The 17,598-nt window shown below is 62.2% G+C and carries 18 protein-coding genes; 7 read left to right on the top strand and 11 right to left on the bottom strand.

Features of this window, described 5'->3' with window-relative positions; all coding sequences use genetic code 11:
- Positions 1-151: 151 nt before the first annotated feature.
- The 5 genes from sdhC (at position 152) to AR689_RS03450 (ending at position 4,586) form a co-directional block, all read left to right on the top strand.
- Positions 152-532 (top strand): succinate dehydrogenase, cytochrome b556 subunit, encoded by a 381-nt coding sequence (gene sdhC / locus AR689_RS03470; protein WP_011773978.1) that lies wholly within the window; start codon positions 152-154, stop codon positions 530-532.
- 3 nt (positions 533-535) lie between these two features.
- Complete coding sequence (locus AR689_RS03465) at positions 536-997, top strand: succinate dehydrogenase hydrophobic membrane anchor subunit (protein ID WP_017197835.1); 462 nt, start codon at positions 536-538, stop codon at positions 995-997.
- A 99-nt stretch (positions 998-1,096) separates the two neighbouring features.
- Positions 1,097-2,896, top strand: a complete 1,800-nt coding sequence (gene sdhA, locus AR689_RS03460; protein ID WP_062066853.1) for a succinate dehydrogenase flavoprotein subunit — start codon at positions 1,097-1,099, stop codon at positions 2,894-2,896.
- The gene (locus tag AR689_RS03455; protein WP_024820061.1) at positions 2,896-3,678 is read left to right on the top strand and encodes a succinate dehydrogenase iron-sulfur subunit; all 783 of its coding nucleotides are present in this window, start codon (positions 2,896-2,898) and stop codon (positions 3,676-3,678) included. Before sdhA ends, AR689_RS03455 begins: the two co-directional genes overlap by 1 nt.
- Before the next feature lie 131 nt (positions 3,679-3,809).
- On the top strand, positions 3,810-4,586 hold the full coding sequence (locus tag AR689_RS03450; protein WP_062066850.1) for an alpha/beta hydrolase family protein: 777 nt from the start codon (positions 3,810-3,812) through the stop codon (positions 4,584-4,586).
- Positions 4,587-4,667: 81 nt separating this feature from the next.
- Here the strand turns inward: AR689_RS03450 and AR689_RS03445 are convergent, their stop codons facing one another.
- Positions 4,668-5,969 carry an ABC transporter substrate-binding protein gene (locus AR689_RS03445; RefSeq protein WP_062066847.1) on the bottom strand — a complete coding sequence of 434 codons (1,302 nt, stop codon included), beginning with the start codon at positions 5,967-5,969 and terminating at the stop codon, positions 4,668-4,670.
- Positions 5,970-6,080: 111 nt separating this feature from the next.
- On the opposite strand from AR689_RS03445, the gene AR689_RS03440 reads away from it, so the two are divergent.
- Positions 6,081-6,974, top strand: a complete 894-nt coding sequence (locus tag AR689_RS03440) for a glycoside hydrolase family 43 protein (RefSeq protein WP_062066844.1) — start codon at positions 6,081-6,083, stop codon at positions 6,972-6,974.
- A 176-nt stretch (positions 6,975-7,150) separates the two neighbouring features.
- Positions 7,151-9,367 (top strand): hypothetical protein, encoded by a 2,217-nt coding sequence (locus AR689_RS03435; RefSeq protein WP_062066841.1) that lies wholly within the window; start codon positions 7,151-7,153, stop codon positions 9,365-9,367.
- Between the two features lie 75 nt (positions 9,368-9,442).
- Here the strand turns inward: AR689_RS03435 and AR689_RS23275 are convergent, their stop codons facing one another.
- The 10 genes from AR689_RS23275 to AR689_RS03390 form a co-directional block, all read right to left on the bottom strand.
- Entirely contained in the window at positions 9,443-9,595 is a 153-nt protein-coding gene (locus AR689_RS23275) for a hypothetical protein (RefSeq protein ID WP_197412800.1), read from the bottom strand.
- A gap of 22 nt (positions 9,596-9,617) precedes the next feature.
- Positions 9,618-10,703: a YihY/virulence factor BrkB family protein gene (locus AR689_RS03430; protein WP_062066838.1), complete on the bottom strand. Its 1,086-nt coding sequence runs from the start codon at positions 10,701-10,703 to the stop codon at positions 9,618-9,620.
- Positions 10,630-11,307, bottom strand: a complete 678-nt coding sequence (locus AR689_RS03425; protein WP_062066835.1) for a 2'-5' RNA ligase family protein — start codon at positions 11,305-11,307, stop codon at positions 10,630-10,632. Before AR689_RS03425 ends, AR689_RS03430 begins: the two co-directional genes overlap by 74 nt.
- A 4-nt stretch (positions 11,308-11,311) precedes the next feature.
- Positions 11,312-12,427: a tryptophan--tRNA ligase gene (trpS, locus tag AR689_RS03420; protein ID WP_062066832.1), complete on the bottom strand. Its 1,116-nt coding sequence runs from the start codon at positions 12,425-12,427 to the stop codon at positions 11,312-11,314.
- 20 nt (positions 12,428-12,447) lie between these two features.
- A complete protein-coding gene (locus tag AR689_RS03415) occupies positions 12,448-13,281 on the bottom strand; it encodes an exodeoxyribonuclease III (RefSeq protein WP_062068554.1) in 834 nt (277 codons plus the stop codon).
- A 10-nt stretch (positions 13,282-13,291) separates the two neighbouring features.
- The gene (locus AR689_RS03410; protein ID WP_062066829.1) at positions 13,292-13,858 is read right to left on the bottom strand and encodes a hypothetical protein; all 567 of its coding nucleotides are present in this window, start codon (positions 13,856-13,858) and stop codon (positions 13,292-13,294) included.
- 63 nt (positions 13,859-13,921) lie between these two features.
- Complete coding sequence (locus tag AR689_RS03405; protein WP_011773963.1) at positions 13,922-14,755, bottom strand: ABC transporter permease; 834 nt, start codon at positions 14,753-14,755, stop codon at positions 13,922-13,924.
- Positions 14,752-15,591, bottom strand: a complete 840-nt coding sequence (locus AR689_RS03400; protein WP_197412821.1) for an ABC transporter permease — start codon at positions 15,589-15,591, stop codon at positions 14,752-14,754. The genes AR689_RS03405 and AR689_RS03400 overlap by 4 nt, the downstream gene beginning before the upstream one ends.
- A 31-nt stretch (positions 15,592-15,622) precedes the next feature.
- The gene (locus AR689_RS03395; protein ID WP_062068550.1) at positions 15,623-16,552 is read right to left on the bottom strand and encodes an ABC transporter ATP-binding protein; all 930 of its coding nucleotides are present in this window, start codon (positions 16,550-16,552) and stop codon (positions 15,623-15,625) included.
- A 142-nt stretch (positions 16,553-16,694) separates the two neighbouring features.
- Entirely contained in the window at positions 16,695-17,588 is an 894-nt protein-coding gene (locus AR689_RS03390; protein ID WP_062066826.1) for a bifunctional methylenetetrahydrofolate dehydrogenase/methenyltetrahydrofolate cyclohydrolase, read from the bottom strand.
- Between the last annotated feature and the right edge of the window lie 10 nt (positions 17,589-17,598).

Below are 17,598 nucleotides of genomic sequence, written 5' to 3'. Positions count from 1 at the left end.
ATGGAATTAACAAGGAGAGAAGCCCGTCCTAAATTGAATATGCTGTGAGCGAAGCCTAGATTTAGGCGTGAGCTACGAGTGCTCTCGCAGCAGGCGTTCCCCCCGCGTGGATCCCATGCCAGCGCCGCTGTGTTGCAGGAAGGTTTAATCAGTGCCGACAAAACCAGCTGGCACCTTGTACCGCGGCCGTGAAGGCATGTGGTCCTGGGTTGGACACCGCATTACAGGTGTAGTGATCTTTTTCTTCTTGTTGGTCCATGTGCTGGACACCTCATTGGTGCGCGTGTCCCCGGAGGCCTACACCGCCGTCATTGGTGCCTACAAGAACCCCCTCATGGCCCTGGGTGAAACGGGCTTGGTCGCCGCGATCATTTTCCACGCCTTTAACGGTTTGCGTGTGATCGCCATTGACTTCTGGAAGAAGGGCGCAAAGTACCAGCGCCAGTTGCTGTGGGTCGTGCTTGCGCTGTGGCTTGTCACGTTCGCAGGCTTCGCCATCCGCCACCTTTCCCTCGCGCTGGGAGGCCACTAAGCCATGACAACCATCGAATCTCCGCGCAGCGGAAAGATCGCACCGAAGTACAACCGCACCGGCTCCAGCCGTGGCAACTTCGAAATGATCGCCTGGCTCTTCATGCGTCTCTCCGGCATCGTCCTGGTGGTACTGATCTTCGGCCACCTGTTCGTGAACCTGCTGGTGGGCGAGGGCATCCACGCAATCGACTTCGGCTTTGTTGCAGGTAAGTGGGCCGATCCGTTCTGGCAGTTCTGGGATCTCGCCATGCTGTGGCTTGCCATGCTGCACGGCACCAACGGCGTCCGCACCATCATCAACGACTACGCCGAGAAGGACTCCACGCGCTTCTGGCTCAAGATGGTCCTCTACGCGGCCACCCTGGTCATCATCATCCTTGGCACGCTGGTGATCTTCACCTTCAACCCGTGCCCCGTCGTCGACGGCGTTCAGTTGCCTGGCGGTTTCTGCCCGGCCCCGTAGCGGCGCTTCCCGGTGGCTCCCAGTGAGTGAACCGGTTCGCCTGACGTAGCGGAGCAGCCTCCGCCGACCATCTGAATTTTGAAAGAGAGAGCATCTGGTATGCAGGTCCATAAGTACGACGTCGTCATTGTCGGTGCAGGTGGCGCCGGCATGCGCGCCGCGATCGAATCCGGTCAGCGAGCACGCACCGCGGTACTGACCAAGCTCTACCCCACCCGCTCGCACACCGGTGCAGCCCAGGGTGGAATGTGCGCAGCGCTAGCCAACGTCGAAGAAGACAACTGGGAGTGGCACACCTTTGACACCATCAAGGGTGGCGACTACCTGGTTGACCAGGATGCCGCCGAGGTCATGGCGAAGGAAGCCATTGACGCCGTGCTGGACCTGGAAAAGATGGGTCTGCCGTTCAACCGCACGCCCGAGGGCCGGATTGACCAGCGCCGCTTCGGTGGCCACACCCGCGACCACGGCAAGGCACCCGTCCGCCGCGCGTGTTACGCAGCTGACCGTACCGGTCACATGATCCTGCAGACGCTGTACCAAAACTGCGTCAAGCACAACGTTGAGTTCTACAACGAGTACTACGTCCTTGACCTGCTGATCGTCGAAGAGGACGCAGTACGTGAAGACGGTACCCCGTACAAGCAGAAGCGTGTTGCCGGCGTGGTCTCCTACGACCTCGCTTCCGGCGAACTGCACGTCTTCCAGGCCAAGTCTGTTGTGTTCGCCTCCGGTGGCGCCGGCAAGGTCTTCAAGACAACGTCCAACGCACACACCCTCACGGGCGACGGCATGGGCATTGCATTCCGCCGTGGCATCCCCTTGGAAGACATGGAGTTCTTCCAGTTCCACCCGACCGGCCTCGCCGGCCTGGGCATCCTCCTTACCGAGGGTGCACGTGGTGAAGGCGCGATCCTGCGTAACTCGGAAGGTGAGCGCTTCATGGAGCGCTACGCCCCCACCATCAAGGACCTTGCACCCCGTGACATCGTGGCCCGTGCCATGGCCAACGAAGTGCGTGAAGGCCGCGGTTGTGGTCCGAACAAGGACTATGTCCTCTTGGACCTGACCCACCTTGAGCCCGCTCACATCGAGGCCAAGCTTCCGGACATCACGGAGTTCGCCCGCACCTACCTTGGTGTGGAACCGTTCACCGATCCCGTTCCTGTGTTCCCCACGGCGCACTACGCCATGGGTGGCATCCCCACCAACATCACCACCGAAGTGCTCCAGGACAACGACACGATCGTCCCGGGCCTCTACGCAGCCGGTGAAGTTGCTTGTGTGTCCGTTCACGGCTCCAACCGTCTGGGCACCAACTCGCTCCTGGACATCAACGTGTTCGGTAAGCGCGCCGGCATCGCCGCTGCGGAGTACTCCAAGACTGCCGACTTTGTTGAGCTCCCTGAGGATCCCGAGGCAATGACCCGCGGCATCCTTGACGGCCTGCTCACCGGCAACGGCACTGAGCGTGTTGCGCAGATCCGCAAGGAACTGCAGGACACCATGGACGCCAACATGCAGGTGTTCCGCACCAAGGAGTCCTTGGAGCAGGTCCTCCGCGACATCGAGTCCTTCGAAGAGCGGTACAAGCACGTCACCGTTCAGGACAAGGGCAAGCGCTTCAACCTGGATCTCCTGGAAGCAGTGGAACTGGGCTTCCTGCTGGACATGGCCAAGGTCATGACCGTCGGTGCTCTGCACCGTGAAGAGTCCCGTGGTGGCCACTACCGCGAAGACTTCCCGGACCGCAATGACGAAAAGTTCATGAAGCACTCCATGGCTTACCTGGACACTTCCGTCACCGTCGACTCCTCGGCGGAATCCGTTGCGGGCATCCGTCTTGAGACGAAGCCCGTGATCTTCACCCGTTACGAGCCGATGGAGCGTAAGTACTAATGACGACCGAAATGGCAGAGCCCGCTTCCAAGATCGAGCTCCCGGCAAGCGTTGCCGGCGACGGTGAAATTCCCACGTTCCACATCACGCTGCGCGTGCGCCGCTACGATCCCGAGATTTCGGACGAGGCACGCTGGGATGACTACAAGCTGACCATGTACGGCACGGACCGCGTGTTGGATGCCCTTCACAAGGTCAAGTGGGAGATTGACGGCACCGTCTCCTTCCGCCGCTCCTGCGCCCACGGTGTGTGTGGCTCCGATGCCATGCGCATCAACGGCCGCAACCGCCTCGCCTGCAAGACGCTGCTGAAGGACCTGGACACCACCAAGCCCATCACCGTCGAGCCGATCAAGGGCCTCCCTGTGGAGAAGGACCTGATTGTGGACATGGAACCGTTCTTCCAGTCCTTCCGCGAAGTGATGCCGTTCCTGATCAACAAGGGCCACGAGCCCACCAAGGAACGCCTGCAGTCCGTTGAAGACCGTGAGCGCTTTGATGACACCACCAAGTGCATCCTCTGCGCTGCCTGCACCTCGTCCTGCCCGGTCTTCTGGACCGACGGCCAGTACTTCGGGCCGGCCGCGATCGTCAACGCCCACCGCTTCATCTTCGATTCCCGCGATGACGCCGGCGACATGCGCCTTGAGATCCTGAACGACAAAGAAGGCGTGTGGCGTTGCCGCACCACCTTCAACTGCTCGGAAGCATGCCCCCGTGGCATCCAGGTCACCCAGGCAATCGCCGAGGTCAAGCAGGCCATTTTGGCCCGCAAGATCTAGTTCAGCGTTCACCTAAGAACAAGCACGACGACGGCGCCGCTCACCACTGTTGGTGAGTGGCGCCGTCGTCGTTAATCACCTGCCGGAACCAGCCGCCGCCGGAACCGTCACCGCTACGCAAGGAGATCAGCGTGTCACGCTCTGAGAAGATCAGCTTCACCGGAAGCACCGGCGAGACTTTGGCCGGCATCGTGGACGTGCCCGAGGGACCCGTGCGCGGTTGGGGTTTGTACTCCCACGGCCTGACGCTCGGCAAGGACAGCCCGGCAGCGTCACGCATTTGCAAAGGGCTGGCGGAACAGGGCATTGGGATGCTCCGCTTCGACAACCTGGGCCTGGGCGGCTCCGCCGGTGAATGGTCGGCCGGATCCTTCAGCGTCAAGGTAGCCGACACCATCCTGGCTGCCACCTTCATGCAGGACCAAGGCCGGGGAATCTCACTCCTGGTGGGCCACTCCTTTGGGGGTGCCGCTGTGCTGGCCGCAGCCCGCGACATCCCCGGCCTGAACGCCGTGGTGACCGTTGCCGCACCTTACGAGCCCAAGCATGTTGAGCACATGTTTGACACCGAGATCGACTCCATCCTACGTGATGGCAGCGCTGTGGTGGATCTGGGCGGTAGGCCCATGGAGGTTCGGCGCCATTTTGTGGAGGACGTGGAACGCGCTGATCTACGCGATTGCATCCGCACCCTCCACAAGCCGCTGATGGTGATGCACTCCCCCACTGACAACACCGTGGGGATCGACAACGCCAGTGAAATTTTCCGGACGGCCCGGCATCCCCGGAGCTTTATCTCGTTGGAGGGCAGCGAGCATCTCCTCACCGGGAAGGGCCAGGCGGCACGGGTTGCCAGGATCATCGGAGCCTGGGCAGACCCGTATCTTGTGGTCCGGGACGCCGACTAAGGTGCCCTGCGCGCCCAACTAAGTAGCAGATCAGGCCGTTATGAGCGTTCGTAACGACCTGATCTGCGACCTACATGGGTACTACTTGCCGATGGCCGCTTTACTTTCGCTCAACCACTGCTCGGCGGCCTTCTCCGGGCTCAGCCTCTTGAAGAGGACCTCGGTGTTGATGCGTGCCGTGATCTCGGAGACAGCCGTTGAACCGGTGGGACCGATGAATGTTGGCGCGAAGTCCATCTTGCCGATCTGATCTATGTAAGCTGCTTCCACCTTGCCCTGAGGTGTCAGAAGGTCCTGGATGGCCGTGCGCATGCCGGAGTTGCTGGGCACGCCGCGGTCGCTCTGGATGATCTTGGCGGCAGCCTCATTGTTGACGAGGAAGCTGACGAGCTTTGCAGCAGCGTCCGTGTGCTTGCTGCGGGCAGAGATGGTGTAGAACTGCGATGACTGAAGCCAGATGCCGGGGGTTGGGGTCTCGCCGGGCAGTTTGAGCAGCTTGAGTTCAGCGCCGGAGGCTTTGCTGAGGGCGGTCAAGGAGTTGGTCCAGGTGAGCATCATGCCGGCCTGCCCCATCCCCATGAGTGTCTGCTCGGTGCTGACATTGAGCTTCTCCACAGTTTCGGAAGCACTGGGCGCTGCCCCTGACTCACTGAGTTTGACGGAGAAATCGAAGTAGTCCTGAACGGTCTCCTTGCTCAGACCCAGCTGGCCATCCTGCGTGTACAGGGATTCTCCGCGTTGGCGGGCGAAGGCATCAAGTGAATCATGGGTGAGGACGGTGGCGGTGCCGTAGGTTCCCTTGGGACTCTTGGCAGTGATGTCCTCAGCTGTCTTTGCGAAGTCGTCCCAGGACCACTTGCTGTCGTCCGGAAGGGCCACGCCCGCAGCTTGGAAGACGGCGGGGTTGACCACGATGGCCAGGGCATTTGCGCCCGTGGAGACACCGTACTGCTTGCCTTGGACCTGACCGTTTTCCAAGGCCCCCTGATCCATTGCGGAGAGATTCAGCGGCCCTTCGACCTTGGACAGATCCAGCAGTGCGCCACGGTTGGCGTATTCCGCCGGGTAGGCGCCACCCATGGTGATGACATCGGGGGCGTCGTTGGCCGCGACCTGGGTGGCCAATTTGTCGAAGTAGCCTCCGATGTCGCCGTACTCCGGTTTGACCTTGATGTTGGGGTTGGCTGCCTCGAACTCCTTGATGGCCTTGTTGGTCAGTTCGGCACGGGTGGCGTTGCCCCACCACGAAAACCGAATCTCGACCGGGCCATCCTCGGGCTGGTTGGACGACGGGCTGGAACACGCTGTGGTGAGGCCAAGCAGGCCCACCGCAGTGAAGAATGCAATGGATTTTCGGATGCTGCGGGGAGATTTACGCGCCATTGGGTAAGCTTCTTTCAGACTCAAGAAAACGGTTCCTGAAACGTATCAAGGCAGTGTATATTCGTCAATAGTTTCCACCGTGAACTATTTAGGCCTGCAAAGGAGCACGCTTTGACCCACCACTTGGACCAGATCCAAATCCGGGATCCCTTCGTCCTCACCCTGCCGGAATCCGGGGAATATCTACTCTTCGGAAGCACTGACAAGAACATTTGGTCAGGGCCCGCCACAGGCTTCGACTGTTATCGAAGCACCGACCTGGAGACATGGGAGGGTCCGCAGCCCGCCTTTCGCCCATCCCCGGATTTCTGGAGCCACGAGCAATATTGGGCGCCGGAGGTCCATGAGTACCACGGGCGGTATTTTATGTTTTCCACGTTCACCGCTCCTGAGCACGTCCGGGGAACACAGATACTTTCAGCAAACAAGCCAGAGGGCCCCTATGAGCCATGGAGCGATGGTCCGGTCACTCCCGGCGGCTGGGAGTGCCTGGACGGAACGCTCCACGTGGACCATGAAGGGAATCCGTGGATGGTGTTCTGCCACGAGTGGAAGCAGGTCCACGACGGCACCATGATGGCGCAGCGGCTTAGCCCTGACCTGCGGACCGCTGAGGGCGAACCGGTCTTCCTCTTCAGCGCTTCGGAGGCTCCATGGTCCCGCGCCCTGGACGTCCCTTCAGTCCGGAACAGGGAGTTTCCCGTGTACGTCACCGACGGCCCGTTCCTCTTCCGGCTTTCCAGCGGGAAGCTCATCATGCTCTGGTCCAGCTTCGGCGATCAAGGCTACGCCATGGGAATCGCGCGAAGCGAATCCGGAACAGTTGCGGGGCCCTGGGTCCAGGAACCAGAACCCCTCTGGAGCACCGATGGCGGCCACGGCATGATCGGCCGGAACCTCGACGGCGGCCTGTTCCTGACGCTCCACCAGCCCAACAACAGTCCGCACGAGCGGGCGGCGTTCTTCCCGCTCGACGAGCTTGAGGACACCGTGGTGCTTGCGTAGCACCAGCCTCGGCGAAGGAGGGGTTGACATCCACTCGCAGCATGACAAGGATTGAATCGTTTCGGAAAACGGTTTCTCATGGCCGCTCCGCCACGGCGGAGCCGTCGTCCCAACAGCATTTGACCGGATTGTCCCCAGCAGCAGTCAAAGCAGACAGCATCAGGAGGGCGTGCGCAGTGCACAGCCAAAGCAAGACTTCGGAATCCCCCACCATCGATCGCAAGGCACTTGTCCAGCGACACAACGTCAGGCAGCACCAACTGGATCCGCGAAGCCCCGTCTCCGTGGGCAATGGCGAGTTTGCCTTTACAGTGGATCTCACTGGGCTCCAATCACTGCCCAACGACTACCCCGTGGGCGCCCGCGACGAGCTACCACCGGGAACATTGCTCGGCACTCAAGCGCAGTGGGGTTGGCACTCGGTTCCACCACCGGAGCCCTACCACCTGGCTGGTTCCACCGTCCTCTACGATTCGCCGCGAGGCCCTGTGCCTTACGTGGACATGGTGGGCAACATCGTCAACGACCGCGAGACGGACACCTCCCGAGCAGAAACGTGGCTCCGCGCCAACTCCCATCGGCTGGACCTGGGACGCATTGGCTTCAGCTGGATGGAGGACGGAGCCGAACGTCCCCTCATCCCCGCCGACATCACCGGCACCGAACAAACCCTGGATCTGTGGACGGGGGTAGTAACAAGCCGCTTCACGCTGGCAGGCCACCACGTCACAGTCACGACGGCGTGCCACCCGGACCGCGATGAGGTGGGCTTCCGCGTGGAGTCGACGGCGCTTGGTGCCGGCCTGGTTGTCAGCATCGGCTTCCCGTACGGTTCCGAAGCCTGGCACGACGCAGCAGACTGGAACAGCCCGGAGGCGCACACCACCACGCTGAGCGAACCATCGCCCGTGCAAGACCACCACGCCTCCCCAGTGTGGACAGCGCACCGCGAACTGGACGCTTCCCGCTACCAAGTGTTGATCACCGGTGAAGACCTGGCGGTGGAACAGGCCGAACAACACAGGCTACGGGTCTCCCCCAGCGGTTCCGCTGGTGTCCTGGACTTCAGCGTTGCTTTCGTTTCCGCCGGGGATGGTGACTGCATCCCCAGAGGCAACAACAGGCACGCCGGCCAAGCACACCAGCCAACCCGCTCCACGAAGGCGGGCAACGGCGTCGAACTTTCAGCGGCACGTTCCGTCATGGAGGCATCCGCGGCCTACTGGCCGGAGTTCTGGTCCTCGGGTGGTGCAATTGAGCTTGATGCCACAGATGATCCGCGGGCGAAGGAACTGGAGCGCAGGATCGTGTTGTCCCAGTACCTGACGGCCATCAATTGTTCAGGCTCGTTGCCTCCGCAGGAAACAGGGCTGGTCTGCAATTCGTGGCGTGGCCGCTTTCATCTTGAGATGCACTGGTGGCACGCCGCGCACTTTGCTCACTGGAACCGTGTGGAACTGCTCCTGCCGTCGATGCGGTGGTACTCCACCGTGCTGGAGACATCACGCCAGACGGCCAAAGCGCAAGGATTCGACGGCGTTCGCTGGCCCAAACAGGTGGGACCGGACGGCAGGGAGAGCCCCAGCCCCATCGGGACGTTCCTGATCTGGCAGCAGCCCCACCCCATTCACCTTGCCGAACTGGTGTACCGGGCCGACCCCAGCCGGGAAGTCCTGGAGGAGTTCGCGGAGATCGTGTTCGAGTCTGCTGCCTTCATGGCCAGCTTTGCGCATCCCACCTCACGCGGGTTCGACCTTGGCCCACCCTTGATTCCGGCGCAGGAAAGCTACGGCTCCATCCGGGCCAAGGTCAGCAATCCCACGTTTGAGCTGGCCTACTGGCAGTGGGGCCTCCAGACTGCCGCTGCCTGGCGGGAGCGGCTGGGACTTGAACCTGTGCAGGAATGGACTGACGTGGCTGCTGGAATGGTGCCACCGCGTGTGATGAACGGCGTCTACGCTGCGATCGACGTTGAACCGTTCACCATTCGCACCGATCACCCGTCCATGCTGTGCGCCCTCGGAGTCCTCCCGCAAACCGATCTTATTGATCCGGCCATCATGCGCGCGACCCTCACCGACGTCCTGGCCGACTGGGACTGGGACAGCACCTGGGGCTGGGACTACCCCGTCATGGCCATGACCGCCGCACGGCTCGAGGACCCGCAGGCCGCAGTGGACGCGCTCCTCCTGGGCGCCGGTAAGAATACGGTCCTCCCCAACGGCCACAACCGCCAAACCGACTCCCTGCCGCTCTACTTGCCGGGCAATGGCGGGCTTCTTGCTGCGGTGGCACTGATGGCCGCCGGCTGGGACAACGGACCCGAACGGCACGCACCCGGGTTCCCTTCCGACTGGACCGTAGCGTGGGAAGGGCTGGTGCAGGCGCCATAGGTGCAGCAACGCGGGGTCACTTATGGCCCCTTATGCGCCCTCTAAAGGGCCATAAGTGACCCCGCGTTGTTCCAGCTATCCGCGCCGGGGTCCTACGGCAGCCCCAACGAGCGCGCCGAGACCAACACCGATGAGGATGCCCAGGAAGGGCGAGTTGAAAACCAGCTGCCCAACAACGAGCCCGGCCGCAGCCCCTATGAGGCAAGCGATCCACAGTTGGTTGTTCATGGCGTACTCCCGGTTTGAACTGTCAGGTACGCGGCGCTACCCGACGCGAACCGAGGACTTTCTTGCGCGGGGAATCTCCCGACCCCGTGTCGGCCTCGCGAATGGCTGACCATGACGCCGAGACCAGATACACCTGGCTCACAAGGTTGAACCAGATCAGCAAGCCGATGATGATGGCAAACGAGGCCAGAACCGGATTGTTGCCGGAGCGTGCAAGAAGCTCCGTGCTGAAGAACTGCAGGACCGTGGTCCCAACACCCGCCAGCACCACGCCCTCCAGGAACGCCCGGCGCCCCAGCTTGAGGCCACCCGCAATCCGGAACAGCACCGCCGCCGTCGCGCAGTTCAGCAGCAGCGGAACCACAATCTTGACGGTCGCAGCTATGGGCCCGGTAATGGCCTCGTCCAGCTTGAGCAACTCGATGAGCCAGTCCGCCGCTGTGCCGAAGACGAGCGAGACGCCTGCACTGATGACAAGGATGACACCGAGCAGCAGCAGAGTGCCGGCGTCGATGAGCTTTTGAAGAATCGGGTTTCGTACCAAGGGGTCGGCGCTCATGACCCCCCGGAGTCCTTCCCTGATGCTGGCGATCCAGCCGAGGGAAACGAAGACCGTCACAACCGCTGCGATGACGGCCGTCCATCCAAGTCCGGATGGGTTGAGCAGTGATTGTGGATCCACCAGGCCTTCACCGCCATTCACCTGCAGGAGCCCCGGGGCGGCCGCTGCCACGCTGTTGATCACAGCATTCTGCAGGGCCGGGTTTCCGCCCAGTACGATGCCTGCCACCGCAAAACCAGTGGTGAGCAAACCGGTCACGGAGAAGAACATGTTGAAGCCGATACCTGCGCTCAGCAGGGGCCCGTGCTGGCGGGTGTAATGCTGGAAGGCACGCATGGGCCGGATGGTGTTGAGTTTGGCCATGAAGAGCGCAAAGAACGCGCCGGCCTTTTGGGGCAGGCCACCGCTGGAGCGCTTGGCCTGGCCCCAGTCCTGCCGCTTGCGGAGAAGCTCCAGTTTGAGCTTGGCCAGCTCAATTGGCAGCGGAGGAACGTCCGCCTCTGTGGCGTGAATCCGCTTGCTGTTCTTCGTCAGTATTGCCGCCAAAGTCGAGCTCTTCCCGTAGCTGCCAAATTCCATTGGTGTCGTGCTCGTAAAGTCCCATGCTAACCACTGGGAAGGTCGCCCGGTAATCTCTGAGCACCGTTTCGGCTTCGTCGAGATTTTCCTGGGCGACATCGTGGGCCACCGTGACGTGCGGGTGGTACGGGAAGGGCAGCATGCGTTCGAGTGGGCCGCTCTGAAGTTTCTCGTGCAGCTGCACGCATTCTTCGAAGCCTTCTTCGACGTTGACGAACACCACAGGCGAGACAGGCCGGAAGGACCCCGTGCCCGAGATGGTGATGTTGAACGGTTCCTGCGTCCTGGCGACGTCCCGTACGTGCTCGCGGGTGGCGGCCCAGTCCTGAGTGGGCGTTGTGGTGATCAGCGTGATGTGGGCGGGAATAACCTCGGCCATGGGATCACCGAAGGAGGCCCGCCACTCCTGGAGTTCGCGGGCAATTTCCGGTGGGAACCCAAGGATCACGCCCACGCACATGGTGTCACCGGCACCGCAATCAGCACCGGTGACAGCCAGCTGGCTGGAATCGTCCGGACCGGCACCACGACGGGTGTCGGTCTTGACGTTGAACTGGCCAGCAGAGCACATGGAGTTAGCGGACTCCCTGCTCGCCGCGTGCGGAATCCCCACGGTAGGGCAGGAACCCAACCTTGGAGTAGACATCCGCCAGGGTGGCTGAGGCAATCCCGCGGGCCTTGTCCGCTCCGAGCGCCAAGAGCCGGTCCAGTTCCGCCGGATCAGCAAGGAGTTCGTTGGCGCGTTCCCGAATAGGAGCCAAGTGGCTGGAGACCAGCTCGGCGAGGTCAACCTTGAGGTGGCCGTACATCTTGCCCTGATAGTCCGCCACGATCTTCTCCACCGGAGTGCCGCTGATGGCAGAGTAGATGGTCAGCAGGTTGGAGACGCCCGGCTTGTTCTCGCGGTCGTAGCGGATCTCGGTCTCGGTGTCCGTGACTGCCGACTTGATGCGTTTGGCCACCGTCTTGGGATCGTCCAGCAGGTTGATCAAGCCGGCGGGCGACTCGGCCGACTTGGACATCTTGGCCGTGGGGTTCTGGAGATCGTAGATCTTTGCCGATTCCTTCTGGATGAAGGCCTCAGGCACCTGGAATGTCTCCCCGAACCGGCTGTTGAAGCGGTTGGCGAGGTCCCTGCTGAGCTCCACGTGCTGACGCTGATCTTCGCCCACCGGCACACCGTGCGGCTGGTACAGGAGGATGTCCGCGGCCTGCAGGATGGGGTACGTGAACAAGCCAACGCTTGCGTGGTCCGAACCCTGCTTCTGTGCCTTGTCCTTGAACTGGGTCATCCGGGAGGCTTCACCCATGCCGGTGATGCAGTTAAGGACCCACGCCAGTTGGGCGTGCTCCGGAACCTGAGACTGGACGAACAACGTGCATTTGTCCACGTCCACGCCACCGGCAATGTACTGGGCCGCGGTGACACGGGTGCGGTGTGCGAGCTCTGCGGGATCCTGCGGGACCGTGATCGCGTGGAGGTCCGGGATGAAGTAGACGGCGTCGTACTCGTCCTGCATCCGAACCCAGTTGACCAGCGCGCCCAGGTAGTTGCCAAGGTGCAGCGAGTCGGCGGAGGGCTGCATACCGGACAGGACACGGTGCTTGGCGCCAACTGCAAGCTTGGTGGACGTCGCGGACTGGGGATCAGCGGCGGCCGTGCCGGTTTCAGTCGTGATGGAACTAGTCATGGAGGAATACCTTAGGAAGCTTAGAGCCGGTAGTCGACTACCAGCGGTGCGTGGTCAGAGAAGCGGGTGTCCCACGAAGGCGCCCGGTCAACGACAGCCGAGAAAGCCGCTGTTGCGAGACCGGGAGTGGCCAGGTGGTAGTCGATGCGCCAGCCAGTGTCGGTGTCAAAGGCCTTACCGCGCTGGGACCACCAGGTGTAGGGGCCGGCGACATTACCTGCCAGGCCCCTGTGGACATCCCTCCATCCGATTTCTTCGCCGAGGAAGCGGTCAAAGTACGCACGCTCCTCCGGGAGGAAGCCGGCACGCTTGACGTTGCCCTTCCAGTTCTTGATGTCGAGTTCGGTGTGTCCGACGTTGAGGTCGCCAACTACCAGCGCATGGTCGCTGTGCTTGGCAAGTTCCGGAAGTCGGACAGTCATGGCGTCCAAGAACCGGAATTTGTCGTCCTGCTTGGGAGTTCCCACTTCTCCGGAGTGCACATAGGCACTGACCACGGAGAGGGTGGCGGATTCGCCTGCACTGTTGTTGACGGAGAAGTCCGCTTCAACCCAGCGGCCGGACGTATCGAAGTAATCGTCGCCGATTCCCACGCGGGTGGCAGTCGGCTCCTCGCGGGACGCGATGGCGACGCCGGCGCGGCCTTTCGCTTCAGCCTCGGAGTGAAGGATGTACCATCCCTCGCCGATCAACTTCCTGACGATGTCGTCGGGGGCCCGGACTTCCTGCAAGCAGAGAATGTCTACCCCGCGAGGCTCCAGCCACTCCGCCATGCCGTTCTTGTAGGCAGCCCGCAGGCCATTGACGTTTACTGATGCGATGCGAAGGAAGTCCTTCTTCAATGCCGTACTCACCCGGTCCACTCTAGTCGATGATGGTGCCGGACATGGGCTCTTCCGAGCCTCCGGAGGACTTGATCATGTCCCGTGCGTTGGTTGCCGTAATAGCGATGGTTTCCAAGGCGCGGTTGATGGTGTCCTGGTCGGCTGCGCCGCCCTTGGCACGTTCCTCGTCCACCACACGGACCTGCACCTGGACGATCTTGAACGAGTGGTCCAGTTTGAGGTCGCGCACCTCGTCGGCCTGGCTGCGCTCGGCAACCACCCGGGTGCCGCCATTGTCAGCAGTGGACGACGATGGCGCGCGGCCGGCTGCGGCGTTGAACGCATTTTGCGCCTCGGTCAACTTGGCGCCGGCCCGCTGCGCGGCCTTGCGGATACTCAGCACCACGAACGTTGCAAGGGCCAGCCATCCGAAGGCCACCACTGCCACGACCCAGCCCACAACATCGTTCTGGTTGGCCGCGAAAATGACGGCTACCAGGAAAGCGATGATGACGACGGTCATCCCCAGGCCGCCGATGCGGAAGCCCTTGAACATGCCTTTGCCGGCGGGGGACGTGGACGGGTGCGGGTCACCGAGAGATTGCATGGCTCAATTGTCTCAAACGTGGAATGGTGCCCGTGCCGGCTTCCACGGACGGCGAACAGGGAGTCATTTGAGGAACAGCTGGCGGAGCCTTCCGGTGGTCAGCATGATGCCGAGGGCGATCATCACTACGTAGTACCCCACATGAATGGCAGTTGCAGGACTGAACGAGCCAACGCTGATCTGCCGCAACAACTCCACGCCGTGCCAGAGGGGCATTGCCTGAATGAACCACTGGATGACCTGCGGGTAGACGCTGAGCGGGTAGAACGTGGCGCTGAACAGGAACATGGGCAACAGGAAGAAGTTGATCCAGTCCATCTGCTGGAACGTCTTCATGAAGCTGGTAATACCCATCCCGAAGCTCGCGAAGCCGAACGCGATCAACACCGAGGCGGGGATCACCAAGATGGCCCACCAACTGGTGAGCAACCCCATCACCCCCATGACGGCCGTGAATCCGGTGGCATACAGCAGTCCGCGCAGGAGGGCCAGGAAGATCTCACCGATGGCTACGTCCAAGGGTCCCAACGATGTGTAGAGCATCCCCTGGTAGAGCTTGGCGAAGTTCATTTTGAAGAAAACGTTCCACGTGGAGTCGTAGATGGCCCCGTTCATGGCAGAGACCGCCAACAGCGCGGGGGCAATGTAGGCCGCGTAGCTGATCTCCTCGCCGCCCGGCCCCTGAACCGTTCCCACAATCGAGCCCATACCCACGCCCATGGCCAGCAGGAACAACACTGGTTCGAAGAAGCCGGACACCATCACCAGCCATGTACTGCTCTTGGCCGCCATCAGCCCACGGCCCACAACAGCCTTGGCGTTGCGCGAGTACAGGGAACCGAACTTCCGCTCCCGGGCAAGATCCGTGGCACTGTGGCCACCTGTCAGCACACTCATGAGCCCATCCTTTTGACGAACTGGCGCCGGACAAGCACCCAGCCCACAGTTGCCGTGGCCAGAAGGAACACCACATGCGTGATGGTCAGCAACGGGTCCTGATCCATGCCGTACGTGAAGACCCTGCCCAGCTCGGTTCCATGCCACACCGGTGATATCCAGCCGATCCAACGCACCGCGATCGGCAGAGAATCCAGCGGGAAGAACGTCCCCGAGAACAGAAACAGCGGCATCACAATGAAGCGCTGCACCAGCGCGAACTGACCCTTGTCCTGGGTGATGCTCGCGGCGTACGCCATCAACGGGAGCCCAAAAGACAACGCCGCTACGGTTGCCACAAGCGCAGACACCCATCCCCACGGGCTCGGTGAAGCACCAAACATGGCCACTACCGCGAAATACACCACGGATTGCAGCAGGAACCGCACCGTGCTGGCCATGATGTGGCCGCTGGCGATCTGCTGCGGAATCAACGGTGAAGCATGCGGGCCGTAGAACACCCTGCGCCACTTGAAGCCGTCCATGATGGGGTAGGAAAACTCACCCGAGGCCGTCATCACAGCCGCGGAAACCAGCAATGCCGGAGCCACGAATTCCAGGTAGCTGACGCCCCCGAACGCAGCCTCGCTGTTGGCATCCACCAGGCTGGCCAGCCCCACCCCCATGGCAAACAGATACGCAACCGGCTGCCCCACGCTGTACAGGACCACGGACCAGCCGTAGTTGCGCATGACACGAAGCACTTGCTCCGCATAGAAGAAGGCACCCCAACGCCGCGCCCGGGCAGCAGAAACCTCAGGCGAGTGGGCCCGCAACGGAGGCACCGGCGTCGTGATTGGCTTGTTCGCGGAGTCAGTCAACTGTCGCCTAATCAACGAGGCTCCTGCCGGTCAGCCGAAGGAACACGTCCTCCAACGATGAGCGGCGCACCAGCGACGTCACGGGTCGCAACCCGCGGGCACTGACCTGCTCCAAGGCAGCCTCGCCGTCGTGCGCGTAGATGAGCACGCGGTCCGGCAGCGTCTCCAGCCGCTCGCCGATGCCTTGAAGTTCGACGCCGATGGTCGCGTTCCGCTCGGACCCGAACCTGAGCTCGAGTACTTCGCGCGACGAGTGCTCGCGAATCAGCGCAGCCGGAGAGCCCTCGGCCATGATGCGGCCCTTGTCCACCACGATCAGGCGATCGCACAGTTGCTCAGCTTCGTCCATGTAATGGGTGGTGAGAATGAGGGTCACGCCGCTTTCCTTGAGCCGGAAGAGCCGGTCCCAGAGGATGTGGCGCGCTTGCGGATCTAGGCCCGTGGTGGGCTCGTCGAGGAGCAGGATCCGTGGCTCGTTGATGAGCGACCGCGCAATGGTGAGCCGCCGCTTCATGCCGCCAGAGAGTGCATCCACCTTGGAATTGGCTTTGTCCGTCAGCTGCGCGAACTCCAGGAGCTCATCGGCTTTCGGCTTTAAGTAGCTCAGGGGCAGGCCGAAGTAGCGGCCGTAGACGATCAGGTTCTCGCGGACTTTGAGCTCTTCGTCGAGATTGTCCTGCTGCGGAACCACCCCCAGATGCGCCCTGACCTCAGGGCCGTGGGATTCGGGGTCCAAGCCCATGATGGTCAGCGAGCCGGACGTGCGTTGGGAGACGCCGCCGATCATCTTCATGGTGGTGGATTTGCCGGCACCGTTGGGCCCCAGTAGCCCGAAGGACTCTCCCGCCGGTACGTCGAAGGAAATGTTGTCCACGGCCGTGAGGTCGCCGTAGCTCTTGGTGAGGTTGCGGGCGCTGATGACGGTTGGCCGGTTCACGTCCTCGCCGGATTGCGACGATTCTGAAGGGTTTGCAGAGCGGATTGCTTCGTTGTGCACCCTCAGCAGACTAGTAGGACCCACCGACATGTGAAAGGGCTCTTGCAGATATTCCTGCAAGAGCCCTCCCTCACTGCTGTCTTCAGGCGATGCCGGCCTGGCGTTCGGTGCTCTCCACAACGTTCGCGAGCAGCATGGCACGGGTCATCGGACCTACACCGCCCGGGTTCGGGGACAGCCAGGCGGCGACGTCGGCAGCTGCCGGGTCCACATCTCCGGTGACAACCGCCTTACCGTTGCCGTCGTCAACGCGGCTGACGCCGACGTCGAGCACTATGGCGCCCGGCTTGAGGTCTTCAGCCTTGATCATGTGCGGCACGCCGGCAGCGGCAATCACGACGTCGGCCTGCCTGAGTTCTGCGGGCAGGTCCACCGTTCCGGTGTGGGCCAGGATCACCGTGGCGTTGACTTCCTTGCGGGTCAACAGAAGGCCAATGGGGCGGCCGATGGTCACTCCGCGGCCAACCACCAGGACACGCTTGCCCTTGAGGTCAATGTTGTGGCGGCGGAGCAGCTCCACACAGCCCTTGGGGGTGCAGGGCAACGGGGACTTCATCTCGCCGTTCACGTTGGCCACCAGGCGGCCAAGGTTCATGGGGTGCAGGCCGTCGGCGTCCTTCTCCGGGTCCATCGCTTCCAGGATGACGTCCTGGTCGATGTGCTTGGGCAAGGGGAGCTGGACGATGTAGCCGGTGCACTCCGGGTTGTCGTTGAGCTCGCGGACGACCGTCAGGAGGTCTTCCTGGCTGATGTCCTCAGGGAGGTCGCGGCGGATGGACTGGATGCCAACCTCGGCGCAGTCCTTGTGCTTGCCGCCCACGTACCAGGTGCTGCCGGGGTCCGAGCCCACCAGGATGGTGCCCAGGCCGGGGACGATTCCCTTGGCGGCCAGGACGGAAACGCGAGTGGTCAGTTCTGCCTTGATGGCGGCGGCGGTGGCCTTGCCGTCAAGGATCTGTGCGGTGGACTGTGTCATTCCATCTGCT

Origin of the sequence: Arthrobacter sp. EpRS71 (genome assembly GCF_001512285.1) — a bacterium.
Lineage (GTDB): Bacteria > Actinomycetota > Actinomycetes > Actinomycetales > Micrococcaceae > Arthrobacter.
The sequence above is the reverse complement of the archived record's forward strand: the minus strand, read 5'-3'. Positions and strand labels throughout refer to the sequence as shown.